This is a genomic window from Margalitia sp. FSL K6-0131 (genome assembly GCF_038008735.1).
Classification (GTDB): Bacteria; Bacillota; Bacilli; order Bacillales; family Bacillaceae_C; genus Margalitia; species Margalitia shackletonii.
In genome coordinates this window covers 3,071,692-3,087,316 of record NZ_JBBOZS010000001.1, presented here as the reverse complement: position 1 = coordinate 3,087,316, position 15,625 = coordinate 3,071,692, and the positions used below count along the sequence as shown (strand labels likewise).

15 protein-coding genes are annotated in these 15,625 nt (G+C 36.3%); 11 read left to right on the top strand and 4 right to left on the bottom strand.

Annotation, left to right across the window (positions count from 1 at the left end; translation table 11 throughout):
• Positions 1 to 280 precede the first annotated feature (280 nt).
• The 10 genes from NSQ59_RS15095 to NSQ59_RS15050 all read left to right on the top strand — a co-directional run bounded on the left by NSQ59_RS15095 (position 281) and on the right by NSQ59_RS15050 (position 10,392).
• The gene (locus NSQ59_RS15095) at positions 281 to 1,549 is read left to right on the top strand and encodes a dicarboxylate/amino acid:cation symporter (RefSeq protein ID WP_152982386.1); all 1,269 of its coding nucleotides are present in this window, start codon (positions 281 to 283) and stop codon (positions 1,547 to 1,549) included.
• A gap of 670 nt (positions 1,550 to 2,219) precedes the next feature.
• Entirely contained in the window at positions 2,220 to 2,732 is a 513-nt protein-coding gene (locus NSQ59_RS15090) for an RNA polymerase sigma factor (protein ID WP_055740119.1), read from the top strand.
• On the top strand, positions 2,729 to 3,652 hold the full coding sequence (locus tag NSQ59_RS15085) for a WD40/YVTN/BNR-like repeat-containing protein (protein WP_055740118.1): 924 nt from the start codon (positions 2,729 to 2,731) through the stop codon (positions 3,650 to 3,652). The genes NSQ59_RS15090 and NSQ59_RS15085 overlap by 4 nt, the downstream gene beginning before the upstream one ends.
• Before the next feature lie 110 nt (positions 3,653 to 3,762).
• Positions 3,763 to 4,353 carry an anthranilate synthase component II gene (locus tag NSQ59_RS15080; protein WP_055740117.1) on the top strand — a complete coding sequence of 197 codons (591 nt, stop codon included), beginning with the start codon at positions 3,763 to 3,765 and terminating at the stop codon, positions 4,351 to 4,353.
• The gene (gene pabB, locus NSQ59_RS15075) at positions 4,350 to 6,089 is read left to right on the top strand and encodes an aminodeoxychorismate synthase component I (protein ID WP_340832107.1); all 1,740 of its coding nucleotides are present in this window, start codon (positions 4,350 to 4,352) and stop codon (positions 6,087 to 6,089) included. Before NSQ59_RS15080 ends, pabB begins: the two co-directional genes overlap by 4 nt.
• Positions 6,090 to 6,102: 13 nt before the next feature.
• Positions 6,103 to 6,333, top strand: a complete 231-nt coding sequence (locus NSQ59_RS15070; protein ID WP_055740115.1) for a helix-turn-helix domain-containing protein — start codon at positions 6,103 to 6,105, stop codon at positions 6,331 to 6,333.
• A gap of 166 nt (positions 6,334 to 6,499) precedes the next feature.
• Positions 6,500 to 7,732: a M20/M25/M40 family metallo-hydrolase gene (locus NSQ59_RS15065; RefSeq protein ID WP_055740114.1), complete on the top strand. Its 1,233-nt coding sequence runs from the start codon at positions 6,500 to 6,502 to the stop codon at positions 7,730 to 7,732.
• Between the two features lie 26 nt (positions 7,733 to 7,758).
• Entirely contained in the window at positions 7,759 to 9,543 is a 1,785-nt protein-coding gene (locus tag NSQ59_RS15060; RefSeq protein ID WP_055740113.1) for a S9 family peptidase, read from the top strand.
• 207 nt (positions 9,544 to 9,750) lie between these two features.
• Positions 9,751 to 10,053, top strand: coding sequence for a DUF5634 family protein (locus NSQ59_RS15055; protein WP_055740112.1), 303 nt, complete (start codon positions 9,751 to 9,753; stop codon positions 10,051 to 10,053).
• A gap of 153 nt (positions 10,054 to 10,206) precedes the next feature.
• Positions 10,207 to 10,392 carry a hypothetical protein gene (locus tag NSQ59_RS15050; protein WP_055740111.1) on the top strand — a complete coding sequence of 62 codons (186 nt, stop codon included), beginning with the start codon at positions 10,207 to 10,209 and terminating at the stop codon, positions 10,390 to 10,392.
• Positions 10,393 to 10,397: 5 nt separating this feature from the next.
• Here the strand turns inward: NSQ59_RS15050 and NSQ59_RS15045 are convergent, their stop codons facing one another.
• The 3 genes from NSQ59_RS15045 to NSQ59_RS15035 form a co-directional block, all read right to left on the bottom strand.
• Entirely contained in the window at positions 10,398 to 10,577 is a 180-nt protein-coding gene (locus tag NSQ59_RS15045; protein ID WP_055740110.1) for a hypothetical protein, read from the bottom strand.
• A gap of 62 nt (positions 10,578 to 10,639) precedes the next feature.
• Positions 10,640 to 11,527: a hypothetical protein gene (locus tag NSQ59_RS15040; protein WP_055740109.1), complete on the bottom strand. Its 888-nt coding sequence runs from the start codon at positions 11,525 to 11,527 to the stop codon at positions 10,640 to 10,642.
• Between the two features lie 243 nt (positions 11,528 to 11,770).
• Positions 11,771 to 12,163, bottom strand: coding sequence for a thiol-disulfide oxidoreductase DCC family protein (locus NSQ59_RS15035; RefSeq protein ID WP_055740108.1), 393 nt, complete (start codon positions 12,161 to 12,163; stop codon positions 11,771 to 11,773).
• A gap of 160 nt (positions 12,164 to 12,323) precedes the next feature.
• Here NSQ59_RS15035 and hmpA point away from each other — a divergent pair, with 160 nt between their 5' ends.
• Positions 12,324 to 13,604 carry an NO-inducible flavohemoprotein gene (gene hmpA, locus NSQ59_RS15030; RefSeq protein ID WP_055740107.1) on the top strand — a complete coding sequence of 427 codons (1,281 nt, stop codon included), beginning with the start codon at positions 12,324 to 12,326 and terminating at the stop codon, positions 13,602 to 13,604.
• 59 nt (positions 13,605 to 13,663) lie between these two features.
• Here hmpA and NSQ59_RS15025 read toward each other — a convergent pair whose 3' ends face one another.
• The gene (locus NSQ59_RS15025) at positions 13,664 to 15,496 is read right to left on the bottom strand and encodes a S9 family peptidase (protein ID WP_055740106.1); all 1,833 of its coding nucleotides are present in this window, start codon (positions 15,494 to 15,496) and stop codon (positions 13,664 to 13,666) included.
• Positions 15,497 to 15,625 lie beyond the last annotated feature (129 nt).

Sequence of the window (15,625 nt, the reverse complement as noted above, 5' to 3'; positions counted from 1 at the left end):
TTAAAGACCAAGGCTTTTTTCTTAGACTTTGTTACGATTGTATACGAGATTCTAGGTATCGACATTATCTAAGTTAAAAATGAATAAACTTTGTAAGAAAAAACACCTCGAAACCAATGCTCTTCAGAAATTATAGCCAATGACGTAAAGCGACAATCATTGCGAAAACAGCCAAGACCAAAAAGACCAAAATGTCCGATATGACCATAAACTTCAAGATATAAAAAGAAAGCGTTATCATCCCCTTAGATAGAATTTTCGTAAAAAGGGGATGAGTGCGTTGAAAATATTTAAAAATTTAACGGTTCAAGTTTTAACAGCCATTGTGATTGGTGTCCTTGTCGGTTTAATATGGCCCGATGTCGGAAAACATATGAAGCCGCTGGGCGATACATTCATTAATGCAGTAAAAATGCTCATAGCTCCAATAATATTCCTAACAATCGTATTGGGAATTGCAAAAATGGGGGATATGAAAAAGGTCGGTAAAGTTGGCGGAAAGGCAATTATATACTTTGAAATCGTGACAACCTTTGCACTTATAGTCGGCTTAATCATAGTAAATATTATTAAGCCTGGTGCAGGATTAGATTTCAGTCATCTGCCAAAAGGCGATATTTCACAATTTACAGGTGATGGCGCAAAATTAAATTGGGTAGATTATTTAACACATATTGTGCCTTCCAGTATGGTTGCTGCATTTGCTGATGGGGATATTTTACAGGTATTATTTTTCTCTTTATTATTCGGGTTTGGCTTAGCAGCACTAGGGGAAAAAGGAAAAATTATAATCGAATTTTTAGATAAGCTATCACAAGTATTTTTCAAAGTGATTGGTTACATTATGAAGGCCGCTCCAATTGGTGCATTCGGTGCAATGGCATTTACTATTGGTAATTTTGGACTTGCATCTTTAGTACCTCTTGGTAAGCTTATGATTTCTGTTTATTTAACGATGATTATCTTTGTTTTTGTTGTATTGAACTTGATTTGTAGAAAATATGGATTCAGCTTATGGAATTATTTGCGATATATTAAAGACGAGATATTAATTGTATTAGGTACAAGTTCTTCCGAATCAGTATTACCAAGAATAATGGACAAAATGGAGAAGTTTGGCTGTTCTAAATCTGTAGTAGGTTTAGTTATTCCAACTGGTTATTCTTTTAACCTTGATGGAACATGTATCTATCTTGTTATGTCAACCGTGTTCCTGGCACAAGTATTCGGTGTACATCTTTCTTTAGGTCATCAGCTTATGGTAATTCTAATTTTAATGCTAACATCAAAAGGTGCAGCAGGAGTAACAGGAAGCGGATTCATTGTATTAGCATCTACACTATCCGCACTTCACTTAATTCCGGTAACTGGGCTTGCCCTACTATTAGGGGTTGACCGCTTCATGAGTGAAGGCCGTGCAATTATCAACCTAATCGGAAACGGAATCGCTTCTATCATTGTAGCGAAGAGTGAAAAGGAATTTGACGAGTCTAAACATATTGAAGCTGTAAATGAAATGAAAAATGGTCATTTTTCTACTACTGCATAATGTTGGTGAAAACCTGGTCTCTTTTGGGGATCAGGTTTTTTGGTGGTATGGGTGTTGTTGGGATAGTGGGATATTGAGAGGGAATGCCTTGTCTTTGGGGAACATAGAAGTGGAAAAGGGGTACATAGAAAGGAAAGAAGGGAAAATAGACCTCTGGAGGGTCACATGTAATTGGATAAGGGAAGTGAAAAAACACATATTAAATGAGGTGCAGAATCCTGTACACAATGGATATGTAAGGTCACACTTTATGAAATAATAAAATCTCAAAATGCTACTAAATTCAACCTCAAGTTCTTCTTTTAACCGTAAACAACAAGTTCAATATAATATGAATGACAGGAACCAAACCGAAATAAGAAACAGGAAGTTCTCCACTTAAAGCATAAAATGATACTGGTAATGAAGTTATTCCACTAACAAGTAATGCGCTATAGGAATACCTAAATATTCCATATAAAAAGCGACAACTGAAATAATTAAAGATAACACTAAAAATAAGGTAATAAAAATAGCCATTTCCAATCTTCCCCTTATGTTTTACACATATTAAATACCAAAATAAAAAAATCCTTTTTTTTGTGCAAATATATATTGAATTTTTTGTAACATTTTCAAGCTTTCTTTTGTCTTATAAATGTTCATATTTAATGGGCAGGGGAGGGATACAATGACGACGGGGCAAGACATTATTGAACAATGGTTCTATTTATATAGCAATGATGTGTATCATTTTTTAATTTATTTTACCGGGAGTACAGATGTTGAGGATCTTGTTCAGGAGGTTTATATCCGCGCATTTAATCATTTGCACCAATTTAAAGGAAATAGCAGCCCGAAAACATGGTTATTTACGATTGCAAGAAATTTAGCAGTGGATCGTAAAAGAAAAAATGCAAAAGAATTAACGAAAAAACAAAATTCGCAAATATTTGCGAAGACAAAAGAGGAAATGAGTCCCGACCTAATTTACGAACAAAATGAACAAACAAATGAAATTATGGAAGCAATCATGTCTCTTAAAAAGGATTATCGAGACGTTGTCTTTTTACGAGCTGTAAAAGAATTTTCCATTTCCGAAACGGCAAGTATTTTAAAGTGCAGTTCTTCCAAGGTTCGAGTTACGTATCATCGTGCCTTAAAAACGATTCAAAATCAGTTAAAAGGGGGGCGAGATTCATGAATGATTCCATGAAAGAGTTAGAGAAAAGAATTAAAAACAGCTGGGAGACAATAGATTTATCGGAGGCAGCCCAACAAGCTATTCTTTATAATATAAAAATGCATCAGAATACTGGGTTAAATAAATTCAGAAAAGTAAAACTATATAGTGTTCTGTATGGGCTTGGTTTAGCAGCGGTCATGTTTGTTACTTTTATTCTAATAAATCCATTGCTCCACAAACACCAAAATGTCCAACCCAATCCCACTGTTCAAAAGGATCCAGTTGTGAATGAAGCTCATCCTCCTAAGGTGAAAGAAGCACTGAAACCGGAATATTACTTTCCTCAAAGGTTTACAGATAAGGATACTGTGTTTATTAATGACAATATGGGATGGAAGATTGTTCATGGGGAAGCCGGCGGTATGCATAAAGAAGCAGCAACGATTTTTCAAACTAAGGATGGTGGGAAAACATGGGAAAACATCTTTAATATTGATGGTCAAAAAAATAGCAATTTATTATCCGGATATAAGATGGGAATCACCTTTATTAATAATAAGCAAGGGTGGATAAGTATAGTATTAGATCCTGATCCTAAATCTCCATACCTTATAAAAACCACTGATGGAGGAAAAACATGGAGCATACAGTATCTCCCAATTCCGAATCAGTTTGATCAAGAACTAAGACAGATTACAAGGCCGGTATTTTTCTCATCAACTGATGGGATGGTACCAATAGTTTCAGAAATTGGCGGAACCGGAAAGTTACTTTACATGGAAATAACCCATGATGCAGGAAAAACATGGATCCCCATCGTCGAACAATCGTCGGGTAATATCAGTTGGGATTTTTCAGATCCGCATAATGGGAAAGTCACATATAAAAACAAAAAATGGGAAACACCTGACCTTGGGGAGACTTGGCAATCAAAATAAAAAGTTTATGGTGCCTGACACCTGACACTATGATACATTAGTGTTGGAGTGTTCGGGCTTTATTCTGTGCAATCTACAATGCAAAACGTTTTATTCGAAAGGTGACATACATGATTTTAATCATAGATAATTACGATTCATTTACATATAATCTTGTCCAATATGTGAAGCAATTAGGGCAGGAGGTTAAGATTTTTCGAAATGACAAAATAACTATAGCAGATATTGAAAAATTACAACCTAATTTTCTTTTACTCTCACCTGGGCCAGGTAATCCGTCTGATTCCGGGGTATGTTTAGAAATTATTCATCACTTCAAAGGAGTTATTCCGATTCTTGGCGTTTGTCTCGGTCATCAAGCAATTGCCCAAGCATTTGGAGGGTTGATTAAAAAAGCAAAAGAGCCGGTGCATGGAAAACAATCATTAGTATATCATGATGGAAAGTCTATATTTCTTCATATTACTAATCCATATAAAGTTACAAGATACCATTCTTTAGTAGTGGATGAATCCACATTGCCGGATTGTCTAGAAATAAGTGCAAAAAGTGAAGACGGTGTGATTATGGGAATTCGCCATAAAGACTATAAAATAGAAGGGGTTCAATTTCACCCAGAATCTATTATGACAGAGCACGGACTGGAGCTATTAGAAAATTTCTTTAAAAAACAACCAATTGCTAAAGGAGAATACGTATGAAACAACATCCATTTTTGTTTTTTGAATTTGCTGACCAGAATGGAAAACCGAATCCTTTAGCATTTTCCGAACCTGAAAGAATCATAACCACTAATCAAGTAGAACATGTTCAATCTTGTTTGAAGGATGTCCAATACGCTGTCCAATCAGGTTTTTACGCTGCAGGTTACCTTTCCTATGAAGCGGCACCTGCCTTTGAGCCTGCTTTTAAGGTCAATAGAGGAGGGAAAATGCCTTTACTATGGTTTGGGATATTTCGTGCACCCCAAAAAGCGATATTTTCTAATTCTCAAGACTACTCTGTATCAGAATGGAAATCGTCCGTAACCGAGGAAAAATATCAATCGAACATTCAAGAGATAAAAAATGCTATAGAAAACGGCATAACCTATCAAGTGAACTATACAAATAGGTTAACATCAACCTTTCAAGGGGACGATTTTTCTTTTTATCAGCAGCTTTCAAGGGCGCAGTCTTCCAAATATAGCGCCTATTTACATATTGGGAATTATAGTATTCTTTCTGCTTCACCGGAATTATTTTTCAGATGGGATGGTCAAAAAATTATTACCAAGCCGATGAAGGGTACCGTAAAAAGAGGGCGTACTACGAAAGAAGACAATGAACTTGCGACATGGTTATATCATTCAGAGAAAAATCGGGCGGAAAACTTGATGATTGTGGATTTGCTGCGGAATGATGTAGGAACCATAGCGGAATCAGGTTCTGTCAAAGTGGAAAAACTTTTTGAGATTGAACCTTATCCAACTGTATTGCAAATGACTTCTACCATTACAGCAAAAACGTTACCGGGAACGCAATTAATAGATATATTTCGTGCTCTTTTTCCTTGCGGCTCCATAACAGGAGCACCAAAAATTAGCACGATGAAAATCATCTCAGAATTGGAGGAAACCCCGCGCGAAGTATATTGTGGGGCGATTGGATACATAACACCAAACAACGAGGCTGTTTTTAATGTACCGATTCGAACAGTTGTTATCGATAATAAATCCAAAACTGCTACATATGGTGTTGGCGGCGGGATTACATGGGATTCCACTTCAAAAGACGAGTACAATGAAATGATAACGAAAGCATCTTTGTTAACTGTGAAGCGACCTTCTTTTGAATTGTTGGAGAGCATAAAATTAGAAAATGGGAAGTATGAGCTACTTGACAATCATATAGAAAGACTGCAAAATTCAGCTCGTTACTTCGGTTTTTTCATCGATATGGAAAAAGTTCAAAAAAATTTAAAGCAGTTCGCAGATAGCCATTCAGATGACAGTATGAAAGTGAGATTAATAGTTTCAAAAAACGGTCATGTAAAAATAAATGGGGAGATGATCCCACCGATTACCGACAATCAAATCGTGTCCATTGCTTCAACACCAATAAATAAAAACGACCCTTTCTTCTATCATAAAACAACCAACCGGAAAATCTACATAGATCATAAATCAGAGCATCCAGAAAGCTTTGACGTGTTGTTGTGGAATCAAGAAGGTGAAATAACGGAATTTACGAATGGAAACATTGTGGTAGAATTAGATGGAACGTTTTGGACGCCACCGCAGGAATGTGGATTACTGGCTGGTACATTTCGTCAAACCTTGCTTGAAAAAGGTGAACTAAAAGAAAAAATAATCACACTTAAAGAAATTCAAGAGGCAACTCGTACTTGGTTCATTAATAGTGTCAGAGGATGGATAGAGGTAAGGCTAGCAAAGTAATGAGGTGATATTTTTGTACTTAACGATCCAGGAAACGGCAGAATATTTATCATTGCCAGTATCCTATATTGAAAAACTTATCCAGCAAAAAAAAATTAGAGCGGTCCATGATGGTGAACAATTTCTTATCAATCAGGAGCAGTTTAACACTCATCTGGAACAAATGGAAAAAATGAAAAAAATAATCGAGGAATACTTAAATGAGCCGATTCCAGAAGATTTAGATGTCAAGGATGAGGATTGAAACAAATGGCCAGCATACTGCTGGTCTTTTCTCTTTTTTATACGAATTTCTCGTAAAATATTATTACGTTCCATTCTATTGAGCATTATAGTAGTAAAATCGCGAATTTTGTGAATATAATTAATGGTGTGAACAATAGACATTTTTAAGGAGGCTCCCCGTAAAGATGATCACAAAGACAGTAGAAGAGACATTTGAACAAATTCTTTCGAACACGCAAGTAAAAGAAGGATTAGAGTTTATTAAGTTAGATAATGAGAAAACAGTAGCTGAACAAATGGAATTAACAGCTATTCCAGCCCCTACTTTTCAAGAAGAAGCTCGTGGAGAGGTTTATAAAACTCGATTAATCGAGTTAGGCTTGAAAGAGGTGTCAGTGGATAGTACAGGGAATGTATTTGGTGTTCGCGAGGGAAGTGGAAATGGCCCCAAACTAGTGGTATCTGCGCACTTGGATACAGTTTTTCCAGAAGGCACAGATGTTGAACCAAAGCTAAAAGACGGAAAAATATATGCCCCGGGAATTGCCGATGATGGCAGGGGGTTAGCGGTTGTGTTATCGATGGTTCGCGCTCTGGATAAAGCGAATATCCAAACGGATGCAGATATTATTTTTTGTGCAACGGTAGGGGAAGAAGGGTTAGGGGATTTACGAGGAGTAAAAGCCCTTTTCCATAATAGAGATGATATTGATGGGTTCATCTCGATTGAACCTGGTGATCCAGAAAGGACAACCTACCTGGCAACAGGAAGTCATAGGTATAATGTTACCTACTATGGTCCGGGCGGGCACAGCTTTGGTGATTTCGGGAAGCCAAGTGCCATCCATGCTATGGGAAGAGCGATAGCGAAAATTTCTGAATTACAGGTTCCACAAGATCCGAAAACGACTTTTACCGTTGGAACAATTAACGGCGGTACTTCTGTTAATACCATTGCACAAAACGCGAGTATGCTTGTCGATATCCGCTCTACCTCTCAAGAAGAACTATTGAAAGTGGAGGAACAAATTTTAGCTGCTATTAAACTTGCAGCAGAAGAAGAAAACAAGCGTTGGGAGACGGATTCTATAAAAGTAGAGATAGAGCTTGTAGGAGATCGGCCACCAGGTTCTCAGTCATCTGATGCGGTGATTGTACAAACCGCATTAGCTGCAACAAAGGCACTAGGGTTTCAGCAAATTCTTGATTCACCTAGCAGTACGGATTCTAATGTTCCTATAAGTTTGGGGATTCCTGCGGTAACACTTGGAGGCGGCGGTAAATTTGGTGGCGTACATACATTAAATGAATTTTTTGATCCAAAGGATGCTTACTTTGGCGCACAGAAGATATTTTTAACGATATTAGGTCTTGCAGGAATTCAAGAGGTAAGCGAACCATTATTACAAAAACGCTGAACGAAAAATGATGAGGGGGACTCAACATGAATTGGATTGATGTAAAACCATATCTGCATGTTAGATCTGCAAGTAATCCTGTCTATCATCCTAATGGTGAGGTATTGAGTTTTATTACCAATTATACTGGCCTTCCGCAAGTATGGGAGCTGAGGTCAGAAAAAGGCTGGCCATCGCAAATTTCTTTCACGGAAGAAAGAATTATTTTTGTAAAATACATTCCAGGAACCAATAATCGGGTTATCGGGATGGATGTTGGCGTAAATGAAAAAGAGCAGCTTTTTTTACTAAAGGAACAAGGTGACATCATTCCGCTCACCGATTCACCTGATCATATCCATCATTACGGAGGAAGTTCACCTGATGGGAAATGGATTGCATGGTCGAGCAACCGCCGTCATCCGGCATTTTTTGACCTATATATTCAAAATCTTGAAACATTGGAATTTCGTCCAGTGTATTCGCAAGATGGGACCTATTCGGTTGTAAAATGGCACCCAAATGGAAAATCCCTTCTTATTCAAAGAACAGGATCAAATCTAGATAATGATCTTGGCTTATTGGAGTTAGAATCGGGTGAAGTAAGGTGGTTAACTGAACACAATAGTGAGGCAGTATTCCTTTCTCCGCAGTTTAGCAAAGACGGAAACCATCTGTATGTTCTAACGAATAAAGACCGTGAATTCATCGGTCTTGCAAAAATAGATCTGACCACTACAAATTTGACATGGTTGGATGAAAGAGATTGGGATATGGAAGAATTAACGATAAGCAATGATAAAAATTTGCTTGCTTATAGTGTGAATAAAGGCGGAATTTCAAAAGGGACAGTGTATAACCTTTCTGAAAATAAATTTTCAACCTGGGATACACCAACTGGAGTAATAACAGATCTAACCTTTTCACCGGACGATTCCAAGCTTGCCTATGTCTTTAATGGACCGAAATATCCATCTGATATTTGGGAGCTAGATGTAAAAACGAACAAAGCGAAAAGGCTGACATATGTTTCTCAATCTCCAATGATTGAAGAGCAATTGGTAGAACCGGAATTAATCCATTTTCAATCATTTGATGGATTGGAAGTACCTGCTTTTTACTATAAGCCAAAGCATCATTCGGAAAAGCTTCCTGTGGTTGTTTTCGTTCATGGCGGTCCGGAAAGCCAAATTAGAGCGGTGTACAATCCGTTTCTGCAATATTTTCTGAATAGGGGTTATGTTGTATGTACTCCTAATGTCAGGGGAAGTACTGGCTATGGAAAAACCTATACACATTTAGATGATGTGCGGAAAAGAATGGATTCAGTAAGGGATTTAACAGAACTGGTGGATTGGTTAATATCGGAAGGAAATGCCGATCCTGATAAAATTGCTATTATGGGCAGAAGCTACGGTGGATTCATGGTTCTCGCTGCTATTACACATTATCCAAAAATATGGTCCGCTGCGATTGATATTGTAGGAATCTCAAGCTTTAAGACATTTTTGGAAAACACAGGATCATGGCGCAGGAAACTACGCGAACTAGAATACGGAAGTATTGAAGAAGACGGTGAATTTTTCGATGAAATTGATCCAATCCATCGAACTAAGGACATTACAAGTCCATTAATGGTGCTTCATGGAGCAAATGATCCGCGTGTTCCGATTGAAGAGGCCGAACAAATTGTTCATGAATTGAAGGAAAGAAATCATCCAGTTACCTACATCCGCTTTGAGGACGAGGGCCATTTCTTTGTCAAGTTAAAAAATAATATAACCGCTTATACAGCAGTTGCTGATTTCCTTGATCAACATATTGGACAATAAGAATACTTGAAAAAAACAACCTTTCATTCGGGTTGTTTTTTTGTTTTAAGGAAAGTATAAAATTTTTCAACATCTAAATTTTTATCTCGAGCCTGCGACTACGAAATCCGTACGCAAATGAGCAAGGCGCTTGCGCTTTTCTTATATTAAAAACATATTCTTTAAGTTAAAGGATACAATATGGAAAAAAGCGTGGGAGGGATTAAGATGGAATATATTCCATATGAAGAACTAAAAAATGATATGAATCAGCATTTAAAGGAACTAATGATGAAATACAATTTAGAGGATATTGGTATATATGAGGAGGAAGGGGCAGGAGATACATATTATCTGGGATATACCGTCAGAAAAGATGGAAAAATCTACATGGTGAACATGCCGTATAAAAAAGATCACCACGGAGGACTAGCTTTACAACATCAAGATTGGACAATCCAGGAAGAGGATGGGGAGTCAAAGGGATTTAAGAATTTGGAAGCGGTCTTTACACATATTAACCAACATTAATAACCGGCCAAATGAAAGATAAGGTGGTGATGAACTATTTCACAATTTGTTTATGTACTATTAATATTTAGGATTCTGTAGATAATTTTATTAGCGGGAGGAATTCAATAAGAATATGATAAAGTACATACAAGATGAAAAGGTGAGGCATGGATGCGTACTCTGGAACTTTATAAAAGATATTTACGTGGGGAACGGTTTAAAGGAGTAAAAGATTTGAATTTAAATAAATTATCGGTCGGGCAGCCATCTGATTTAATTGCCAATTCCATTATAATGCAGGAAATGGCCAGAAAGCATTCAAAGTTTTTAAATCAAAATGGAGAATGGAAAGTTTAATCTATTTAAAGTTGCCCCAACATCCGTTTAACAATTGGATCGTCTTTACTGACATGAACAGGTTTTACAAACGAATTGGTGGCAGAACGTTCACTTTTTTTATTTGCTTTCATTTCCTTAAGCTTTTTTTCAGCACGTTTTTTTACTTTATTGGATTGAATAGGGATTTGAAAATGTGAACTCATCGTTTGACGACCTCCTTTTCTTTCATAATAGTGGACAACCCTCTTTTTCGTCAAGGATTGTCTTATGCAGTTTCATTTTCCTCATCCTCTGAGGTTAAAGCTACCATGTATTCAATATTTTCTACATTTTTATTTATAATATTATGAAGTAATTCGATTAAATATTTATCAAATATATCAAACTGATGCTGATAACTGCTGAGCACGGTTGTAAACGTATTATTTTCTAAGCAGAAATAATACACAAGATAATTTTTCTTTAACAAATTATCATTATCTGTTTTGTTTCTTAAAACTGCTTCTCCCGTTTCGCGTGATTCGTCGGACAAATCCTCAATTTGGGGAGGAAGACCTTCCTTCTGCACCATATAGCTGAAGGATGCATTAAAGTGCTGGCGGTAGCCGGCTTGTATTTCATCAAGAAAATACATAAGGGCTTCTTGATAATTTATTACTGTTCCATCCAAAAAGTCAAATAATTTTCCGGAAGCATCATCACTTGTCAAGTAGGCCATTAGCTTCGCTTTTCCACCATTAATCTCTACAGTTTGAATCGCCGCTTGTTCTTTATCTTCTACTTCAAATTCAAAATTAAATAGTTTAAATCGCTTTAAACGGGTAAAAGCAACTGGAATCATTAAAAATAACGTCACCCAAATTAAAAGAAAAAAGATACCCCGAAAAATAATGTTATTTAAATTTGAGTCAATGATGGAGTGGGCAATCACATTTACCCAAGACTGTTCGTTAGAATGAGTGTTTTCGTTTGTTGGCAGAAAAAAAGCCTTCCAGGAGTGGGCCTTGACTGTTTCGATGCCATTTATCACAGCAGCGCTTAGCATCCAACCAATAATGAAGACAATACCTGTTGAATAAACATAAGGGGTAATAAAACTAATCCATTGCCACAATGTTCTTTTTTGTTTTGTTTCATTTGATGGAATACTCATAGCATCCTCCAGAAATGATAACATCCAAATAGCCGATAGGCGCTGGTGAAATTTGAAGTGCCAATTTCACTTGGAGCTATACGTAATTAATTATATCTAGGGAGAAAATTTTATTGTTTCCTAAATGAAAATAAAAACATTATTAGTTTTATTCTATTGTCAGGAATAAAATTCCTTCATTTATATTAAAAAATAATTAGTAAACAATAATGATATTATGTAAACTAATAAAGTGGCAGAAAACTATTCCAAAAATCTGCTTTTTATATCAGGAGAGGGGATCATACAGCTATCTGCTTTTCCAAACCATTTATACCGATTTTTTGCAACGAAGTCATATACAATATTTCGAACTGGTCTTGGAACTAAATAAAATATATATAATATTATCCATAGTCCGTTTAACCTACGGCAAATCTGTAGAGCAGCATCGGATTTTTCGTAGGCTTTTCTATCTGAGATGTATACTACACTATTTAAATTTTCTTCTAAATCGTACTCTTTTAGTAATTTTTGGCCAACATCACTTTGTAAAGAGGCAAAATGAAAAACACGGGAAGGATCTCTCTTGATGATAAACTGAACACTTTGACTGCAGAAATTACATACACCGTCGAAGAGGATTATGTTTTTCATATCGCTCAACTCCTTTTCATTTATTTTACCAAAATTAGCAGAATATTTCACTTTAGATGAAAGATATTGGCAAAAGTTCAAAAAATTAATTCAAAGAAATTTCATTGACCGTTATGGTAATAGGGAATATTACTTTTGAGACTTAAAAGGAGGACTCCATATGGTCAATATTCAAGAAAATGATAATTGGAAATCAGCTGTAAAAACGGTGAAAAAATTAGATCCTAAAAAACTCGAAATTGTAAAAAGTACTCTCCCAGTAGTCAAAGAGCATGGAGAGGCAATTACAAAACGTTTTTATAAAAGATTATTTGAGAACCATCCCGAATTAAAGAATATTTTCAATATGACCCATCAAGTTAGCGGTGACCAACCGAAAGCACTCGCAAATGCAGTATATGCTGCAGCGGCAAATATTGAAGATATGAGCGCTATTATGCCTGCTTTAGAAAGGATTATGCAAAAGCATCGCAGTTTAAACATAAAACCAGAACATTATCCAATTGTTGGAGAAAATCTGCTCGGGGCTATAAAGGAAGTTCTTGGGGATGCCGCTACGGATGAAATCATAGATGCTTGGGCAGATGCTTATGATGTTATTTCTGATGTATTTATCCGGGCGGAACAAGAGTTATATAAGAATGCGGAATCTCAGCCAGGTGGGTGGGCAGGATTTAAAGATTTTGTTATTGATAAAAAAGTGAACGAAAGTGATATTATTACTTCATTTTATTTAAAGCCAAAAGATGGAGAGCAGCTACCTGTTTTTATCCCTGGTCAGTATATAACGGTTAAAGTTGATATCCCACAAGAAAAGTATACACATCTCCGCCAATATAGCTTGTCAGATCGGCCAGGACTCGACTATTACAGAATTAGTGTAAAGCGTGAAGATCCAATTAGGGAAGGTCTTCCTCCCGGTGTCGTGTCTACAGATCTTCATAAATTATTTCATGAAGGAGATATTCTTCCAATTTCTTCACCAGCGGGTGATTTTTACCTAGATATAAATAGCAATGAACCAGTTGTTTTAATAAGCGGTGGAGTGGGATTAACACCTGTAACCTCAATGCTAAATTATATTGCATTCGAACAACCGGATCGAAAGGTGTATTATATTCAAGCAGCAAGAAATGGTAAGGTTCATGCTTTTAGAAGCCATGTTCGAAACTTGAGCAGCGAACATCCAAATGTAAAATCTTATTTTATCTATGAAAAACCAACAGAGACGGACAGGCAAAATCAATATTTCGATAAAGAGGGTTATATAACACTTGATTGGCTGAAAGAAGTACTTCCTTCTAATAAAGCTCAATTTTATTTTTGCGGACCAACCGTCTTTATGAAGGTCGTTAACTCTTTTCTTAAGGAATGGGGAGTACCTGAAAAGGATATCCATTACGAATTCTTTGGATCGTTCGGAAACTTGGAAGACGAATAATTAAATAGATTTTTCGAAAAAAGGAACAGACAAACTTTTTATCTGTTCCTTTCCTTTTCTTACTCTTGTTTTAAATAGTGATCTAAGAATGCAAGAACTGCTTTATATCCGTTTATTTTATTTTCCTTTTTCATAAACCCATGCCCTTCATCAGGGAAGACTACATATTCAACTGGTACATTGTTTTTTTGCAGCGCTGCAACGATTTCATCGGACTCAACCTGTAAAACCCTAGGATCATTAGCCCCTTGCAGAACAATTAATGGTTTATTAATCTTATCCGCATGGAACAAAGGTGAGATACTGCGAATATAATCTGTTTGTGTATAAGGATTGCCTAATTTTTTATAAAGTGCATCTCGGAAGCTTTCCCACCAGGCCGGAATACTCTTCAGTGTTCGCTCCCAATTGGAAACGCCGAAAATGTCGACTCCCACGTTAAATTCCTCTGGTCTGAAGGCAAGTGCAGCCAATACCATATATCCGCCGTAGCTTCCGCCTATAATCCCAATTTTGTTGCTGTCAATATAGTCCTGTGCCTGCAGGAATGTTTTTGCTTGAATACAATCTTCTAAATCGATTTCTCCATGTTGAAGATCTGCAGAGCTGAAGAAAGATTTTCCATAACCGGAACTTCCTCGATTGTTCACGGCTAAGATAGCATATCCTTGGTTAGCAAGATATTGGAATAGCGGATTGTATTCTGTTCTGGATTGCCCTCCAGGACCGCCGTGTACATACACAAGTGCAGGTGCTTTTTCCCCATTGCGAATGACTGGCTTATAATAAATAGCCGGGATTTCTAATCCGTCAAAAGATGGATATCGAATGACTTCCGCTTTTACCAAATCTTGTTGATCAATTTCAGGATTTAACGTATTCGTCAGCTGATTCCATTCTTTTGTTTCCAAATGATAAGCATATAAATTCGTTGGAGAATTAGAGCTGTTAAATTGGAAAGTGATTAATTGCTCGTTTTTTGAAAGCTTTACATTTACAATCTGGCCCTCTGGTAAACCGGGAAGTTCCAGCAATTGATTCGTTGTAACGTTAACGATTTTTACTACTGTTTTTGCATCTTGATTAATTGCATAGACCAGATAATGATAGTCATGGGAAAAGAAGGAATACATGATATCCCAATTTTCTCTTACTACTTCTTCAGTCATATTAGTGTCTATATGATATTTTTTTAAGTACTGAAATTCACTATGTTCATCCGTCAAAAAGTATAGATACTTGGAATCCTCACTGAACTTTTGCGGGATATAATTGATATCTCCTTCATGTGGGCTGATGTGGTTTAAAAGGTCAAGCTCACGATCATATAAAAATACATTAGAGTCATTAGAGCTATTGACCTTTGCAAGTGCAAGAAGACGTTTATCCGGTGAAACAGAACCAAACTCATATCCCTCATTATTAGTGAAGATGCATGTTGCCTCAAATGTTTCAATATTCATTTCGTAAACATCCATGAAGCTTGGATTTCTTTTATTGGAACCATAAAAGAAGCTCTTTCCATCTCTGCTCCAATGATAAAATTCTGCGCGTTCTTGTTCACCAGTTGTTAATTCAATGGCAGTTCCATCTTCATTTTGCACATAGATATGCAAAATCTCGTTACCGCCCTTATCGCTTAAATATAGAAAGCGATTATCATTTGGGAAGAAAGAGATTGCATGAATAGCATTGTCTGTAGAGTGAGTTACTTGTTTTTGTGAACCATCTTCCAGAGAAACAATATAAGCATTATATATTCCATTTTTTTCACTGGAATATAATACACTTTTTTCATCGAACGAAATAGAATTATATATTACCGACTCAGAGTTGAAAAACTGCTCTATCTTATACTTTTTTACATTTGAAGTTTCAATATTCTTGGTCATCTTCTTTACCCCCTTTATTCGTATTAAAGATTATATTCGTTTATAAATAGTAAAAAACCTTTTATTTACATGAATTAATGATTAAGATGGTATCGTTTTAATAATGAGGTTCTAACATGATAGAATGAA

Excerpts from the sequence above, each read along its gene's own strand:
- NSQ59_RS15090 (WP_055740119.1), top strand. The coding sequence starts at position 2,220 with ATGACGACGGGGCAAGACATTATTGAACAATGGTTCTATTTATATAGC.
- NSQ59_RS15085 (WP_055740118.1), top strand. The coding sequence starts at position 2,729 with ATGAATGATTCCATGAAAGAGTTAGAGAAAAGAATTAAAAACAGCTGG.
- NSQ59_RS15080 (WP_055740117.1), top strand. The coding sequence starts at position 3,763 with ATGATTTTAATCATAGATAATTACGATTCATTTACATATAATCTTGTC.
- pabB (WP_340832107.1), top strand. The coding sequence starts at position 4,350 with ATGAAACAACATCCATTTTTGTTTTTTGAATTTGCTGACCAGAATGGA.
- NSQ59_RS15065 (WP_055740114.1), top strand. The coding sequence starts at position 6,500 with ATGATCACAAAGACAGTAGAAGAGACATTTGAACAAATTCTTTCGAAC.
- NSQ59_RS15060 (WP_055740113.1), top strand. The coding sequence starts at position 7,759 with ATGAATTGGATTGATGTAAAACCATATCTGCATGTTAGATCTGCAAGT.
- NSQ59_RS15055 (WP_055740112.1), top strand. The coding sequence starts at position 9,751 with ATGGAATATATTCCATATGAAGAACTAAAAAATGATATGAATCAGCAT.
- NSQ59_RS15050 (WP_055740111.1), top strand. The coding sequence starts at position 10,207 with ATGCGTACTCTGGAACTTTATAAAAGATATTTACGTGGGGAACGGTTT.
- NSQ59_RS15045 (WP_055740110.1), bottom strand. The coding sequence starts at position 10,577 with ATGAGTTCACATTTTCAAATCCCTATTCAATCCAATAAAGTAAAAAAA.
- NSQ59_RS15040 (WP_055740109.1), bottom strand. The coding sequence starts at position 11,527 with ATGAGTATTCCATCAAATGAAACAAAACAAAAAAGAACATTGTGGCAA.
- NSQ59_RS15035 (WP_055740108.1), bottom strand. The coding sequence starts at position 12,163 with ATGAAAAACATAATCCTCTTCGACGGTGTATGTAATTTCTGCAGTCAA.
- hmpA (WP_055740107.1), top strand. The coding sequence starts at position 12,324 with ATGGTCAATATTCAAGAAAATGATAATTGGAAATCAGCTGTAAAAACG.
- NSQ59_RS15025 (WP_055740106.1), bottom strand. The coding sequence starts at position 15,496 with ATGACCAAGAATATTGAAACTTCAAATGTAAAAAAGTATAAGATAGAG.